We start from the raw sequence: 14,877 nt of genomic DNA on the forward strand, positions 1-14,877 counted from the left end.
CCCGTCATCTCCTTCCCGCGACCCAAGATGGACCTTTCATGTCTGAAGCGATCCTCCTCGTCGGCGGCCAGGGCACCCGGCTCCGGCCCCTGACCAGCCATACCCCCAAGCCGCTGCTCCCGGTGGCCGGAGTCCCCTTCCTGGCACACCAGTTGGCGCGCGCGGCCGCCGCCGGTGTGACCCGGATCGTCTTCGCGACGTCCTATCTCGCCGCGCACTTCGAGGAGGCGTTCGGCGACGGCCGGGGCTTCGGCCTGGAGCTGGTCTACGTCACCGAACGCGAACCCCTGGGCACGGGCGGCGCGGTCCGCAACGCCGCCGGACACCTCACCTGCGGCCCCGGCGAACCGGTGCTCGTCTTCAACGGCGACATCCTCTCCGGAGCGGACATCGCGGGCCTGCGGGACACCCACCGTGACTCGGGGGCCGATGTCACCCTCCATCTGACCCGTGTCGAGGATCCGCGCGCCTTCGGTCTGGTGCCCACGGACCCCGACGGCCGGGTGACGGCGTTCCTGGAGAAGCCGACGACGCCGGAACAGATCGTGACCGACCAGATCAACGCGGGCTGCTATGTCTTCACCCGCTCGGTCATCGACCGCGTACCGGCGGGGCGGGTCGTCTCCGTCGAGCGCGAGACCTTCCCGGAGCTGCTGGCCGACGGCGCCGTGCTCCGGGGCGTCGTGGACGACACGTACTGGCTCGATCTCGGCACCCCGGCCGCCTTCGTCAAGGGGTCCGCCGACCTCGTACGGGGTCTGATCGCCTCCCCGGCCCTGCCCGGGCCGACCGGGGACGCCCTCGTGCTGCCGGGTGCCCTTATCGACCCCGGGGCGGTGCTCGGCGGGGGCACGACCGTCGGGGCGGGCGCGCGGGTGGCGGCGGGCGCGGTGGTGGAGGGAAGCGTCGTGATGCCCGGCGCCCGTATCGCCGCCGGTGCCCTGGTCCACCGCTCGGTCGTCGGCCGTGACGCCGGGATCGGGGCGGACACCACTCTGAACTCCGTGGTCGTCGGTGACGGCGCGCGGATCGGGGCGGGCAATGAGCTGCCGCCCGGGCTGCGCATCGGCTGCGGAGCCTCCGTCGCCGACGAGAGCGTACGCGTCTCCGCCGCCCCGACCGCGTGCACCGTCCACACCATCCCGCACCCAGGAGTACCTCATGCATCGTCAGCCGCCCACTGACTCCTCGGGGCACCACGGCGACGAGCGGCGGTACGGAGACGAGCGCGGTCACGGGGGCCCGGACGCATACCGCCCGCAGCCGTACCCGGGCGGTCCCGGTGAGCCGGCACCGCAGGCGCGGGCGTACCCGGGGCCGTACCACGAGGACGGGACCCAGCCCTACGTCCCGGAGCCGTACCACGGGGACGGAACGCAGCCGTACACCCCCCGGCCGCACCAGGGCGGCGGGACCCAGCCGTACACCCCGCAGCCGCACCAGGGCGGCGGGACCCAGCCCTACGTTCCGCAGCCGCACGTGCCCAGGCAGCGCCACGACGACGGGACGCGGCCGCACGTGCCGGAGGCGTACCACGGGGACGGAACGCAGGTGTACGTCCCACAGCCGTACCACGGGGACGGGACGCAGCCGTACGTTCCCGAGCAGTACCACCAGGGCGGAACGCAGCCGTACGCGCCCAGGCAGCGCCCCGAGGGCGCACCGGCCCCGGAGCCGGCACCCGCGCCCGTGGCGGAGCCGGATCCCGGGCCCGGACCGGAGCCGGAGCGGGAGCCGGAATCCGGGCGGGGGTCCGTGCCCCTGAAGTCCCGGTTCGCGGCCGTCGACGGACTGCGCGGTATAGCGATCCTCTCCGTGCTGCTGTACCACACCAACTGGTTCAGCAACGGCCTGTTCGGCGTGGACGCCTTCTTCGTGCTCTCGGGCTTCCTCACCACCCTGCTGCTGATCAGAGAGGTCCAGCGCAACGGCCGGATCCGCATCGGACGCTTCTACCGGCGCCGCGCCAAGCGGCTGCTGCCCGGCCTGATGGTCACGCTCGGCGCGGTGGTGGTCATCTCCTATCTCGCCAGCCCGCTCAAGGAGGCCCGGTCCGTCTCCGAGCAGGCCCTCGGCTCGCTGCTCCAGATCGCCAACTGGGCCCAGATCGCCCGCGGGGACGCCTACTGGGACCACTTCGGCAGCATCCAGCCGCTGTCGGCGATGTGGTCGCTCAGCATCACCGAGCAGTTCTACGTGGTGTGGCCGCTGGTCATGGTGGTGGCGTTCGCCGTCTTCCGCAGGCGGGTTCTGCCGGTGGCGGTGCTCACCGTGATCCTCTTCGGCGGCTCCGCCCTGGTGGCGCCGCTGCTGTGGAACGGGAGCAACAGCGATCTGCTGTATCTCGCCACCCACACCCGTGCCGTCGCGTTCATGGCGGGCGCCGCCGCGGCCTTCGCCGTCCATCTCGTCCAGGTGCGCGTGAGCGAGCGCGGCCGGGGCGCGGGCAGCACGGGCACGGCCCTGGCCTCCGTCGTCTCCATCGTCTGCCTGGCCGCCATCCTCTACGTCAGCGTCAAGGTCAGCACCTACCACGAGCCGTGGCTCTACCAGGGCGGCCTCGCCGTCGTCGCGCTCCTGGTCGCCGTCCTCGCCGCCACGCTGTGCACTGACCGGGGACCGCTGGCCAAGGTGCTCTCCTTCAAACCGCTGATGGAGATCGGGCAGATCTCGTACAGCATGTATCTGCTGCATCTGCCGGTGTACTGGCTGCTCCTGATGGCGTGGCCGGAGCTGAAGCCGTACTTCCTGTTCGTCCTCGGTACCGGTTTCACCTGGCTGCTGGCGATGATCATGCACTACTCGATCGAGCAGGTCCGGGTCAGGGACTGGCGCCCGTCGCGCGCCGTGCCCGCGCTCACCGCCGCGGCTGCCGTCATCGGCGCCGGCGCGTACTACCTGCCGGTCTACATCGCCGACAGCATGCGTCCCGACGGCAAGCAACTGGTGCTGACGCTCGGCGACTCGATGGCGGAGGACTTCGCCACGGTGCTCAGCAGGCACGGGAACGGTTACGCCGTCATCGACGGAGGCCAGCGGGGCTGCGGGGTCATGTCACCGGACGCGATCCGCGACCGCGAGGACAAGGTGCTGGAGAACTGGGACGCGTGCCGCGCCTGGCCGGAGTTCTGGAAGGACCAGGTGGAGGCCGCCGAACCGGACGCGGTGCTCATCCACGTCGGCCGGGACGCGGCCGAGCAGCGCATCGGGGGTGCCTGGATGACCGCGTGCGACCCGGCGTACCGGACCCGGTATCTCAAGCAGCTGCGTTCCTCGGTCGCCATCGTGAACCGGGCCGCGCCCGAGGCCAAGGTGCTCCTCCTGAACACGCGCCGGACCACCGGAGCCGTCACCGCCGACTGGGGCAAGTGCTTCAACGATGTGGTGGGCGACTACGTCAAGGCGTCCGCGGGCAAGGTCGGGCTCGTGGACCTCGACGGGTTCCTGTGCCCCGGCGGCGGCTGCGCGAGCAGCACACCGGAGGGCAAGCGCCTGTACCCGGAGGCCGACGGGGTGCATCTCACCGATGCCGGTATGGGATATGTGCGGCCCTGGCTGGAGAAGGAACTCGCCTCGGCCCTGAAGTGAGCGACGGGCCGCCCCCGTACCCCGGCGGGCGTCTAAGGTTCTCGCCGGGGGCGCCCCGGGGCGCCGCTCCTTCACAGACGGCTGGGGGCCGAGCATGGCGGAGATGACGGTCCGACAGCGCCGGAGGCTCGCGCGGGGGCTCGTCGCGGCCTCGGGGGTCCTGATGGCGGCCATGGCGGTCGGCTGGTGGTCCAGCTGGTCCGGCGGGCTGCTGATGGTGGCTCAAGTGCTGCACCATCCGCTGCTGTTCGGCCTGTCGGTCGTGGCGGCTCTGACGGCCGCCGTGTTCCTCGGCGTCCGGAACGTCGTCATCCGGGTCCTGTCGGCGGTGACGGCGGGCCTCATCGCCTTCTTCGCGGTGCCGCTCGCCCTCTTCGCCTCTTCCGGTCAGGAGGTGACGACGGACGAGGCGGCGCCCGGCCGCTCCGACCGGCGGCTCGTGGTGGAGGAGGGGGCCGATCTGATCGACCCGTTGTGGTGGGTCTATGTCGACGAGGGCTCCGGGCTCGCCAAACGCCGCTGGCAGGTGGGCTACTTCAACGGCGACGTAGGCGCCAACGTCCTGGTCGAGGCGGCCTGGGAGGGGCCCGACCGGATACGTCTGGTAACGGGCGAGGAGGAGGAAGCCCGGGTCCACCTCGTCGATCTGCGCCCGGGGACGGGTGAGCCGCTGCGCACGATCTCCATGGACTGACCCACGGGACCAAAGGCTCCCGGGCCCGGTCACCCACGCGCGAACCCCCGGTCTCCAGCACGCGAACCCCGGTCGCCAACGCCCGGGCCGTGTTCTCCCGCCCCCGGACCCCCGGTCACCCGCGCCCGAACCCCGGCTCACTCACGGCCGAACCCCTGTCCGCCGCGCCCTGGAACCCCGGGTCGCCCGCGCCCGAACCCCGGCCATCCGCGCCCCCGGCCCGGGTTGCGCGTGGCGCAATGGCGGTACCACCGGCCGGAATCCGAGGGTCCGCACCTACGGCCATGCCGTCGTGGCACCGGCGTGACCTGCGCGAACTCCAGCGCGCCGAACGGACACTGGCGCGATTCGCATCGATCGGGGACCCGCTCACAACCAGCCGGGGGAAGGGGCGCACAATATGCCCTGCAAGTTGCTCGGAACAACCAGTGCAGTCGGCCGGTAGCGCACCACGGACGCGTCCGGCCGGGCGGTCGGGCCTTGCCTCCGGACGCACCCCGGAGGGCCGATCGCACCCCCCACGATACGGAGCAAGCAATGCGCAGAGCGCTCACCGGACTCTTATCGCTGGCCGTGCTACTGGGCACGGCGACGGCCACGGCGGCAGGAGCCATCAGCCCGGAGTCACTTACCCCGCCGGGCATGAGCACAGCACAGCCGACGGACATCAAAGACCTCATCCTCGCGATACCGGGGATGCGGCTGATCAAGGAGACCCCCCACGAGGAGTACCGTTTCTTCACGCTGAGCTACCAACAGCCCGTCGACCACCGGGACCCGTCGAAAGGAACATTCCAGCAGCGGCTGACGCTGCTGCACCGCGACACCGCCAGGCCGACGGTCTTCCACACCAGCGGCTACAGCCTCTACCCGTCCCTCTACCGCACCGAGCCGGCCCGGATCATCGACGGCAACGAGGTGTCGCTGGAGCACCGGTTCTTCTCCCAGTCACGGCCCGAACCCGGGGACTGGACCACTATGACGATCCGTCAGGCGGCCGATGACCAGCACCGGCTGTTCACCGAGCTGAAGAAGATCTACAGCAGGAAGTGGATCTCCACCGGTAGTTCCAAGGGCGGGATGACGGCCGTCTTCTACGAGCGCTTCCACCCGAAGGACATGGACGGCGTGGTCGCCTACGCGGCGCCCAACGACGTCGACAACGGCGAGGACTCCGCCTACGACCGCTTCTTCAGCTCGATCGGCACCCCGGAGTGCCGTGACAGGCTCAAGAGCCTCCAGCAGGAGGCGCTCGTACGCCGGGTGCCGATGGAGAGGCGGCTGGACGACTGGGCGGTGGCCAACCGCGCCTCGTTCAAGACGCTCGGCTCTCTCTCGGAGGCGTACGAGGCGGCCGTCCGGGATCTGGCCTGGAACTACTGGCAGAGCGGGGCGCGGGACAACTGCGCCTCGGTGCCCGATCCCACCACCGCGTCCGATCAGGATCTGTACGAGGCGATCAGCTGGATCACCCAGTTCTCGTCGCTCTCCGACCGGGGCCTGAGGGACACCAGCCCGTATTACTACCAGGCCGGCACGGAACTCGGCTCCCCCGCGCTCGACCTCCCGCACCTCAAGGGGCTCACCCACTTCGCGCCCCCCTCGCCCAGGACGTTCGTACCGCGGCACATCCCCATGGCCTTCAAGCCGGGGGTGATGAAGGACATCGACCGCTGGGTGCGGCACAACGCCCGGCGGATGCTGTTCGTCAACGGTGAGTTCGACCCCTGGAGCGCCGAGCCCTTCCGGCTCGGGGAGGACACGGAGGACAGCTATGTCCTGACCGCGCCCGGCGCCAATCACTACACCGAGATCTCCCGGCTGAAGGCCGGGGACAAGGCCCTGGCGACGGCCCGGATCCAGAAGTGGGCGGGGGTCGCGCCCGCGTCGGAGAGCGACGACACGGCGGAGGCCGAGGCCCTCGCACCGTACGACGCCGCGCTGGACCGGCGGGTCCCGGATGACCGGCACCGGGGGTCCAGGCTGCTCGGGCCGTGACGCGGACCGCCCCCGGGTGCGGTGGGAGCACCCGGGGGCGGTTCCTGCCGTACGAACCCGCCGTACGAGACGCCTTACCGACGCCCTACGAAACACTGTGCCGACGCCGCAGGCACGCCGTACGAAACGCTGTACGCACGCCGTACGGGCGGAGGCGGTCCGCCCGGGCGGGCGCCCGGCCCGGGCGGGCCGCCGTCTCACCGGGCGGGCGGGGCGGACGGGGAGATCAGATGAGGCCGAGCGCGCGGACCGCCTCGCGCTCCTCCGCCAGCTCCTGCACGGACGCGTCGATCCGGGCGCGGGAGAACTCATTGACGTCCAGGCCCTGGACGATCTCGTACACCCCGTCCTTCGCGGTGACCGGGAAGGAGGAGATCAGGCCCTCCGGCACACCGTAGGAGCCGTCCGACGGGATGCCCATGGAGGTCCAGTCGCCGTCGGCGGTGCCGTTGACCCAGGTGTGGATGTGGTCGATCGCGGCGTTCGCGGCGGAGGCCGCCGAGGAGGCGCCACGGGCCTCGATGATCGCGGCGCCGCGCTTGGCGACGGTGGGGATGAAGGCGTCGGCGAGCCACTTCTCGTCGTTCACGACCTCGGCGGCGTTCTTGCCGGCGATCTCCGCGTGGAAGATGTCCGGGTACTGGGTGGCCGAGTGGTTGCCCCAGATCGTCAGACGCTTGATGTCGGAGACGGCGGTGCCGGTCTTCGCGGCGAGCTGCGAGATCGCGCGGTTGTGGTCCAGCCGGGTCATCGCGGTGAAGCGGTCGGCCGGTACGTCCGGGGCGGCGGCCTGGGCGATCAGGGCGTTGGTGTTGGCCGGGTTGCCCACGACGAGGACCTTGACGTCGTCGGCCGCGTGGTCGTTGATGGCCTTGCCCTGGGGCTTGAAGATGCCGCCGTTGGCCTCCAGGAGGTCACCGCGCTCCATGCCCTTGGTACGGGGGCGGGCACCGACGAGCAGGGCCACGTTGGCGCCGTCGAACGCGACGTTCGGGTCGTCCGTGATGTCGATGCCGCGCAGCAGCGGGAACGCGCAGTCGTCCAGCTCCATCGCGGTGCCCTGGGCCGCGCCCAGCGCCGGGGTGATCTCAAGAAGACGCAGCTTGACCGGCACGTCCGGGCCGAGGAGGTGGCCGGACGCGATGCGGAACAGCAGCGCGTAGCCGATCTGGCCGGCCGCGCCGGTCACGGTGACGTTGACGGGAGTGCGGGTCATGGCGATCTCCGTAAGACAGCTGTCGGTGGGGGCCCTGCCCCTGGGGTGGGAGCCCCTTCGCGGTTCCTCGCGGGGGACGGTCACGCGCCGCCGATCACACCGATCGCCGATCACGGATCGCCCTCACGAATCTTGATGTGAAGAGACATCCGCGGTCAGGCTATCCGACCCACGGCGCCGCCATCCTTCGCCCCCTCGTTGGGCGCCTCACGGCTGGTCACCGGTCGGTTACCCGGTGGTACCGGGCGGGCGGCGGGTTCGGGGGCGCCGGATGCGCGCCCCGGGTACCGGCAAAAATCATTAGTGACACCAACGAATATGCTACCGTTAGCCACTCAAACGTTAGGTGACTCAACATTCGGCGACCGAACGAATGGGTGGGAGCAGAGCCATGATCAAACCGTTCCGTATCGACATCCCCCAGGCCGACCTCGACGATCTGAACGACCGGCTCTCGCGCACCCGCTGGCCCAACGAGGTCACCGGCGCCGGGTCGGACTACGGCTTCCCGCTGGCACGGCTTCGGGAACTGGCCGAGTACTGGCGCACCGGTTACGACTGGCGCGCCCACGAGGCCGAGCTGAACGAGCTGCCGCACTTCACCACCGAGATCGAGGGCCAGAACATCCACTTCGTCCACGTCCGGTCCCCGAAGCCGGACGCGCTCGCGCTGATCCTCACCCACGGCTGGCCCGGTTCGTTCCTGGAGTTCCTCGATGTGATCGAGCCGCTGTCGCGCGACTTCCACCTGGTGATCCCGTCCATCCCGGGCTACGGCTTCTCCGGGCCGACCCACGAGCGCGGCTGGGACATCGTCCGGGTCGCGCGCGCCTGGGCCGAGCTGATGCGCCGGCTCGGATACGAGCGCTACGGCGCGCAGGGCGGTGACTTCGGCGCGGGCATCTCCACGGCGCTCGGCGCGGTGGCGCCCGGGCAGGTCGTCGGAGTGCACGTCAACTACCTGCCGACCGCGCCGGTCCAGGACGCCGGCGTCGAGCTGTCGGAGACGGAGGAGGCCCGGCTGGACAAGGTCAGACAGCTGATGGCGAACCGTCCACCCTACCAGGCTCTCCAGGCCCTCACCCCGCAGACCATCGGCTACGCGCTGACCGACTCGCCGGTCGGCCAGCTGGTCTGGATCGCCGAGCGCTTCGCCCAGTGGACGGACCCCCGCACGCCGGTCGGCGACGACCGGATGCTCACCGACGTCTCGCTGTACTGGCTGACCGCCACCGCGGCTTCCTCGGCACGGCTGCACCACGACGGCCCGGGACGGATCGAGCCGTGCCCGGTACCGCTCGGCGTGGCCGTGTTCGCGCACGACATCACACAGTCGGTGCGACCACTGGCCGAGCGGCTGTACGACATCAGGCACTGGTCGGAGTTCGACCGCGGCGGCCACTTCGCCGCGATGGAGGTCCCCGAGCTGCTCGCCGGGGACATCCGGGACTTCTTCCTCACCCGCCTCAAGGACGGCTGAGGGCTCGCAGGGAATCAAGGTGTTGCTTCCCTGCAAGCCCTTAAGGCTGGAAAGGACGGCAAGTGCGGTGACCGGAACGGTCCCGCCGGTGAGCCCCGAGACGACCGGTGCGGCGCGAGGCGGGCCGTGCAGCCCTACGCGCCGTGATCCCGGTCCCACAACGCCGCTCGGGGCGCCCCCGGCCCCGCGGGGTGCCGTACGGAATCCCCCAGCCCGGTGAACGCTCCCGGTCACCGCACCGGGAGTCCGCCACGGGCAGCGGACTCCCGGTGCGCCCGGAATCCCACGGCGAACAGGCGGTCCCCACCGCCCGGCCGCCGCTCCCCGGATACCGGCCCCCCGGTTGCGCGAACGGGGTTGCCCGCCCTCCGCGTCACCGCCCCCTGGCCCCCGGGTCCTGAACTCGGCCGCGGGGCCGGTCCGCCTCCCCGGGCAGCGGGGAGGCGGACCGGTGTCACTCCAGCGCCGCCGCCTTGCGCAGCAGCACCGACCGCTCGCGGACGTTATCGCACAGCCGGGCGGCGAACTCCAGCTCCTCCCGGGCCTCGACGGTCCGGCCGAGGCGCGCGAGCAGTTCGCCGCGCACGCTCGGGAGCAGATGCGACCCCGACAGACGGCCGGACGCGGCCAGCTCGTCCACGAGGTCGAGCGCCATCAGGGGCCCGTTCGCCATCGCGACGGCGACCGCCCGGTTGAGCTCGACCACGGGTGAGGGAGCCACCCGGCCCAGCGCCTCGTACAGGATCACGATCCGTTCCCAGTCGGTCTCGGCCACCGAGGGCGCCGAGGTGTGGCAGGCCGCGATCGCCGCCTGGAGACCGTACGGCCCGAGGCCGCGCCCGGCGGCGGTCGCCCCGCCGAGCGCGGCCAGGCCGCGGCGGATCGCCGCCCGGTCCCACAGACGCCGGTTCTGGTGCTCCAGGAGCACGGCCTCGCCGTCCGGGCCGGTACGGGCCGGAAAGCGCGCAGCCGTGAGCTCGAACAGGGCGACCTGCCCGTACACCTCCGGCTCGTCCGGCAGCAGGGCGGCCAGCATCCGGGCCAGCCGGATCGCCTCGTACGCGAGATCGGGGCGCAGCAGAGTGTCGCCCGTCGTCGCCGTCGAGCCCTCCGTGAAGATCACGTAGAGCACGCTGAGGACCCCGCCGAGCCGCTCGCGCCGTTCCCCCGACGGTGGCAGCTCGAACGGCACTCCCGCAGCGGCGATCGTCTTCTTCGCCCGGGTGATCCGCGCCTGGACCGTCGGCACGGGTACGAGGAACGCCCTGGCGATCTCCTCGCTCGACAGTCCGCCGACCACCCGCAGCGTCAGGGCCACCCGGGCCTCGGGCGAGAGCACCGGATGACAGGCCACGAACATCAGCGCGAGGATGTCGTCGTCGACCCGGTCGGGATCCCACAGCAGGTCCTCCGACCGGCCCCCCGTGGCCGTCTCGTCCCCGGCGGACCGGTCGGCGATCAGGGCGTACCGCTCGTCGAGTGCCGAGCGGCGGCGGAAGCCGTCGATGGCACGCCGCCGGGCGGTCGCGAGCAGCCAGTTCACCGGGTTCACCGGCTCGCCGTCGCGTGCCCAGGTGACGAGGGCCTCCGCCAGCGCCTCCTGAGCGACATCCTCGGCGAGCCCGAAGTCCCCGGTGTAGCGGGCCAGCGCGCTGACGATCCGCGCGGACTCGATACGCCAGACGGCCTCGACGGCCCGCCGCGCCGACTCGGCGCCCGGCCGCGCCGGCCCGGTGGCCGACGGGCCGCCGGCGCCCGGAGGGGTCAGAGCTGGCCGGTCCGCTCGCGCCACGCCCGCTCCTTGATGACCCACTCGTTGTCCTGGGGGAACTCGTCGATGCCGGGCACCCGGCGGACCTCGCACTTCGCGCCGGCCATCGCCGGGATCCGCTTGGCCCACTCGACCGCCTCCTCCTTCGAGGCGACCTCGACGACGTAGTAGCCGCCGAACAGCTCCTTCGTCTCGCCGTAGGGGCCGTCGGTCACCACCGGCGTCTCACCGCTGTAGTCGACCACCACACCCTGGGCCGGATCCTCCAGGCCCTCGGCGGCGACGAGCACTCCGGCGCGGATCATCTCGTCGTTGAAGCGGCCCATCGTTTCGAGCATCTGCTCGAAGGGCGTGTCCTGCATCTTCGCGAGGCACTCGTCATTGCCCCGCATGATCAGCATGTACTTCGCCATCTTCGATCTCCTTGACATCGGATCGCTTCCCGACCCTCTCACTCCAAGGTCGAACGGCGCGGGCGCGGATCGACACGGCCGGCAGACGGACCCGTTTCTTTTTTCATCCTGTCGGGTCACCCCGGGCAGAGCCCGGCCGGGGGCGCGGCGCTCACGGCTCCACGGCGGTGCATGCGGTCGCCCCCGAGGCCAGCGTGGCGCACGCCTTCGCGTCCGTCCCCTTCTTCGACGGGGTCATCGGTGTGTACGCGTCGCTGTCCGCGTTGACCAGCCCCTTCTGGAGGCCCTTGCCGCCGACGCTGATCCGTACGGAGTCTCCCGGCGCCGCCTTGGTGATCCGCGCCCAGGCGGCCTGGCAGACCTGGCTGAAACGGACCTCCACCCGGGCCGTCCCGACCGTCGCCCGGGACACGGTCCTGGCGAACTCCCCGCCGCAGCCCATCGCCTCCGGGTCCTGGCCCGCGCAGGTGTCGCCGGTGCACTTCACCCCCGGGGGCGGGACCGGGGCCGTGGTGGTCGGGGCCGGGGGCGGCGTCCTCGCGACGGGCTGGGTCTTGTCACCGCCGGAGCCGCCCAGCTCGGTCAGGAAGACCGCCGCTCCGATGACCACCAGGGCACCGACCACGCCCGACAGGAACATGATGATCCTGCGCTTGCCGCCCTCGGACCCCCCGCTCCCGGCAGGCGGGGACGGCGGACCGGGCCGGGCCGGGCGGTGCCCGCCGCCGGACGGGGCGCCCTGCCCGCCGGACTCGCCCGGCACGGACCGGGACGCCCGGGCCTTCTTCGGTCCGCGCCCCGGACGGGAGCCGCCGGGGCTCCGGGTTCCCTGCCCGGCCGGGAGCCCCGGTCCCTCCGGGGATCCGTGCGCGGTCCGGGTGCCGGGACCCGCCGGTGCGCCCGGCGCGGTGCCGCCCGCCCGGGGCGCTCCCTGGCCGGGAGCGGGGTACGGGCCCTGGGGCGTGGTCAGCGGCCCCTGATCCCCCAGGACGGCGTTCCAGCTCGGCTTCGAGGTGCCCGGGCGCGCTCCGCCGCCCCCGGAACGGTCCCTGTTCTCGCCCCGGGAACGGTCCTCGTCCCCGCCCCGGGGGCCGTCCTCGTCCCCGGCTCGGTCGCGGTCCCGGTCCCCGCTGCTGCCGTGCCCGTCCCCCACGGGCTCGTGTCCGGCCGCCTTCCCGGGGCCGGACCTGGGTATGTGCAGTTCCTCGGTCACCTGGTCGAGGGGCTCCTCGTCATGGCGCCGTATCTGGTCCGCGAGTTCCCACAGGCTCACCAGGCGGGCCGAGTCGGTGCCGGTCACCTCGGCGAGGGCGACGATCGCGTCCTTGGGCGCGAGGTTCCGCCCGTTGAGACAGCGCTCCCACGACGTCCGGGCGTAATCGGTGCGATCGGCGATCGCGTCCAGGTCCAGCCCGCTCCGGTCCACGATGCGGCGCAACTGCTCGGCAAGATCCCGGGCCTCCGGGTCCAGCCCGTCCGGCAGTGCCTTCCAGCGTGGCATCTACGTTTCCCCCCTCGTCCCCCGCACATCATTCCGGCACCACGGTCCGGACGGGAGCTTTCCGGGACGGCCCCGGCGCCCCAGCCGTACGCCTCCCGATGGACGCTCCAGTCTCCCATCCGCGGTCCAACGATCACACCGTGCCGGAATGGTCACCTCCGTGCCACAGGGCCCTGCCGTCCCTTGAACCCGCATCGGCCCGTCCCCGAACCTGGACAGCGAGGCGGCGCCCGTCCTCCCTCGGGGGAGGGGACGGGCGCCGCCTGTGTCCCGTACCGCGCTCGCCACCGGCCGCCGGCCGGGGCTACTCCTTGCCGCGTATCTATTCCTTGCCGCGTATGGCGAACTCGACCACGCGCTCCAGGAACGGAACCTCCAGCCAGGGTTCGGGCTGCGCCATCAGGGCCAGAAGAGTGATGACGGTGCCCAGGACGCCGTAGGTGACCATGTCGGTGAAGCGCGAGCGCACCGCGAGCATGCCGACGGACGGCAGGGTCCTGCGGAGCACCGCGCCGACGATCAGCGCGGCGCCGATGACGAGGGTGCCGACCCGGAACGCGTCGGCGAAGGGATCCGCGCCGACGATCACCAGGCCGAGCCCGACGAGCGCGACCACCGTGAGCAGGGGCCACTGCCGCGCGGGCGCGGGCGCGTCCCCGGGGGCCGCCCGGCCGCCGCCCTCGGGCCGGGCGGTGTCGGTGGTCATGGACGGCGGCCGGCGCGAGGCGCTCCGCACGGGGCCGAGGCCGGTGTCGGAGCCGATACCGGGGGCGGTGTCGCCGGGGGCGCCGTCGCTCTCCCCGCCGGTGATCGTCCCGGCCGGGCCCGGCGACGGGCGCCCGACGGCGTCCGGGTCGTCATTGGTGCCTACGCCCATGGGGCAAGCCTTCCTTGTTCAGCCGTGCGAGTAGCGGTGTTACGGGGAGCCCGTGCCCCCGCCCCTTCCGTCCACCCCGTGGGCTTGGCGGCTGAGCTGAAGGGGGCCTGTGCCCTTCCCTTCGCCCGTTGTGCCTGGCGAGTGAGCCGAAGGGGGCCGTGGGTGTCGAAAGGGAGAACGCGCGGAGGCCGCGAGGAACGAGTGGTCGAGCACGATCGACCGTCGACACACACTTGAGGCCCCCGGTGGGGGTCCCCCCGGACGGAGTCTGGGGGAGAGAACCGAGCCACAAAAAAATACCGCGCGTCGGTCACCGTCCGGAGACCCCCCGCCCGGCCCACCGGTCGAGCACGATCGACCGTCGACGCACACTTGAGGCCCCCGGTGGGGGCCCCCGGACGGAGTCTGGGGGAGAGAACCGAGCCACAAAGAAATCAGCCCGCGCGCTCCGCCGCCTCGACCACGTTCACGAGCAGCTGCGCACGGGTCATGGGGCCGACGCCGCCCGGGTTGGGGGCCACCCAGCCCGCGACCTCGGTGACTCCGGGGTGGACATCCCCGACGATCTTGCCGTGCTCGTCCCGGCTGACGCCGACGTCGAGCACCGCCGCGCCCGGCTTCACGTCCTCCGGCTTGACCAGATGCGGCACACCGGCCGCCGCCACGATGATGTCCGCCTGCCGCAGATGCGCGGCCAGATCACGCGTACCCGTGTGGCACTGCGTCACCGTCGCGTTCTCGGACTTGCGGGTCAGTACCAGCGGCATCGGGCGCCCGATGGTGATACCGCGCCCGACGACGACCACATGCGCGCCGTTGATCTCGACGTCGTGGTGGCGGAGCAGCTGGATGATGCCGTACGGGGTGCAGGGCAGCGGGCCCTCGATGCCGAGTACCAGCCGGCCGAGGCTCATCGGGTGGAGGCCGTCCGCGTCCTTGGCCGGGTCCATCAGTTCCAGGATGCGGTTGGCGTCGATGCCCCGGGGAAGCGGGAGTTGGACGATGTAGCCGGTGCACTCGGGGTTGTCGTTGAGTTCCCGGACGACCGCCTCGATCTCCTCCTGGGTGGCGGTGTCGGGCAGCTCGCGCTGGATCGAGGCGATGCCGACCTGCGCGCAGTCACGGTGCTTGCCGTTGACGTACCAGCGGCTGCCCGGATCGTCGCCGACGAGCAGGGTCCCGAGACCGGGTACGACTCCCTTCTCCTTGAGGGCCGCCACGCGGGCGGTCAGATCGGACTTGATCGCTGCGGCGGTGGCCTTGCCATCGAGAATCTGGGCAGTCATAGCCCCATCCTCGCGGATGACCCCGTCCCGGTTCCAATCCCGCCCCCGGCCCG

Annotated in this window: 10 protein-coding genes and 1 pseudogene; 5 read left to right on the forward strand and 6 right to left on the reverse strand. The window is 71.9% G+C overall.

The window, feature by feature from the left end:
- Positions 1 to 38 precede the first annotated feature (38 nt).
- The 4 genes and pseudogenes from ACIBCM_RS32405 to ACIBCM_RS32420 form a co-directional block, all read left to right on the forward strand.
- Positions 39 to 1,112 (forward strand): annotated as a pseudogene (locus ACIBCM_RS32405) (sugar phosphate nucleotidyltransferase); the annotation flags it as partial.
- A 49-nt stretch (positions 1,113 to 1,161) separates the two neighbouring features.
- Positions 1,162 to 3,588 (forward strand): acyltransferase family protein, encoded by a 2,427-nt coding sequence (locus ACIBCM_RS32410; protein WP_399249559.1) that lies wholly within the window; start codon positions 1,162 to 1,164, stop codon positions 3,586 to 3,588.
- A 103-nt stretch (positions 3,589 to 3,691) separates the two neighbouring features.
- Positions 3,692 to 4,282, forward strand: a complete 591-nt coding sequence (locus ACIBCM_RS32415; RefSeq protein WP_399249561.1) for a hypothetical protein — start codon at positions 3,692 to 3,694, stop codon at positions 4,280 to 4,282.
- Between the two features lie 537 nt (positions 4,283 to 4,819).
- A complete protein-coding gene (locus tag ACIBCM_RS32420) occupies positions 4,820 to 6,280 on the forward strand; it encodes a S28 family serine protease (protein ID WP_399249563.1) in 1,461 nt (486 codons plus the stop codon).
- A 226-nt stretch (positions 6,281 to 6,506) separates the two neighbouring features.
- On the opposite strand, the gene ACIBCM_RS32425 is transcribed toward ACIBCM_RS32420, so the two are convergent.
- A complete protein-coding gene (locus tag ACIBCM_RS32425; RefSeq protein ID WP_399249565.1) occupies positions 6,507 to 7,496 on the reverse strand; it encodes a malate dehydrogenase in 990 nt (329 codons plus the stop codon).
- A 391-nt stretch (positions 7,497 to 7,887) separates the two neighbouring features.
- On the opposite strand from ACIBCM_RS32425, the gene ACIBCM_RS32430 reads away from it, so the two are divergent.
- A complete protein-coding gene (locus ACIBCM_RS32430) occupies positions 7,888 to 8,976 on the forward strand; it encodes an epoxide hydrolase family protein (RefSeq protein WP_399249567.1) in 1,089 nt (362 codons plus the stop codon).
- Positions 8,977 to 9,430: 454 nt separating this feature from the next.
- Here ACIBCM_RS32430 and ACIBCM_RS32435 read toward each other — a convergent pair whose 3' ends face one another.
- The 5 genes from ACIBCM_RS32435 to ACIBCM_RS32455 form a co-directional block, all read right to left on the reverse strand.
- Positions 9,431 to 10,768 (reverse strand): RNA polymerase sigma factor, encoded by a 1,338-nt coding sequence (locus ACIBCM_RS32435; RefSeq protein ID WP_399249569.1) that lies wholly within the window; start codon positions 10,766 to 10,768, stop codon positions 9,431 to 9,433.
- On the reverse strand, positions 10,741 to 11,160 hold the full coding sequence (locus ACIBCM_RS32440) for a YciI family protein (protein ID WP_399249571.1): 420 nt from the start codon (positions 11,158 to 11,160) through the stop codon (positions 10,741 to 10,743). The genes ACIBCM_RS32435 and ACIBCM_RS32440 overlap by 28 nt, the downstream gene beginning before the upstream one ends.
- A gap of 151 nt (positions 11,161 to 11,311) precedes the next feature.
- Positions 11,312 to 12,661 carry a DUF2690 domain-containing protein gene (locus tag ACIBCM_RS32445; RefSeq protein WP_399249573.1) on the reverse strand — a complete coding sequence of 450 codons (1,350 nt, stop codon included), beginning with the start codon at positions 12,659 to 12,661 and terminating at the stop codon, positions 11,312 to 11,314.
- A gap of 322 nt (positions 12,662 to 12,983) precedes the next feature.
- Positions 12,984 to 13,538, reverse strand: coding sequence for a DUF3017 domain-containing protein (locus ACIBCM_RS32450; RefSeq protein WP_399249575.1), 555 nt, complete (start codon positions 13,536 to 13,538; stop codon positions 12,984 to 12,986).
- Between the two features lie 434 nt (positions 13,539 to 13,972).
- Positions 13,973 to 14,824 carry a bifunctional methylenetetrahydrofolate dehydrogenase/methenyltetrahydrofolate cyclohydrolase gene (locus ACIBCM_RS32455; RefSeq protein WP_399249577.1) on the reverse strand — a complete coding sequence of 284 codons (852 nt, stop codon included), beginning with the start codon at positions 14,822 to 14,824 and terminating at the stop codon, positions 13,973 to 13,975.
- Positions 14,825 to 14,877: the final 53 nt, after the last annotated feature.

Source organism: Streptomyces sp. NPDC051018 (assembly GCF_044456085.1).
Classification (GTDB): Bacteria; Actinomycetota; Actinomycetes; order Streptomycetales; family Streptomycetaceae; genus Streptomyces.

Excerpts from the sequence above, each read along its gene's own strand:
- ACIBCM_RS32440 (WP_399249571.1), bottom strand. The coding sequence starts at position 11,160 with ATGGCGAAGTACATGCTGATCATGCGGGGCAATGACGAGTGCCTCGCG.
- ACIBCM_RS32450 (WP_399249575.1), bottom strand. The coding sequence starts at position 13,538 with ATGGGCGTAGGCACCAATGACGACCCGGACGCCGTCGGGCGCCCGTCG.
- ACIBCM_RS32420 (WP_399249563.1), top strand. The coding sequence starts at position 4,820 with ATGCGCAGAGCGCTCACCGGACTCTTATCGCTGGCCGTGCTACTGGGC.
- ACIBCM_RS32430 (WP_399249567.1), top strand. The coding sequence starts at position 7,888 with ATGATCAAACCGTTCCGTATCGACATCCCCCAGGCCGACCTCGACGAT.
- ACIBCM_RS32415 (WP_399249561.1), top strand. The coding sequence starts at position 3,692 with ATGACGGTCCGACAGCGCCGGAGGCTCGCGCGGGGGCTCGTCGCGGCC.
- ACIBCM_RS32410 (WP_399249559.1), top strand. The coding sequence starts at position 1,162 with ATGCATCGTCAGCCGCCCACTGACTCCTCGGGGCACCACGGCGACGAG.
- ACIBCM_RS32445 (WP_399249573.1), bottom strand. The coding sequence starts at position 12,661 with ATGCCACGCTGGAAGGCACTGCCGGACGGGCTGGACCCGGAGGCCCGG.
- ACIBCM_RS32425 (WP_399249565.1), bottom strand. The coding sequence starts at position 7,496 with ATGACCCGCACTCCCGTCAACGTCACCGTGACCGGCGCGGCCGGCCAG.
- ACIBCM_RS32455 (WP_399249577.1), bottom strand. The coding sequence starts at position 14,824 with ATGACTGCCCAGATTCTCGATGGCAAGGCCACCGCCGCAGCGATCAAG.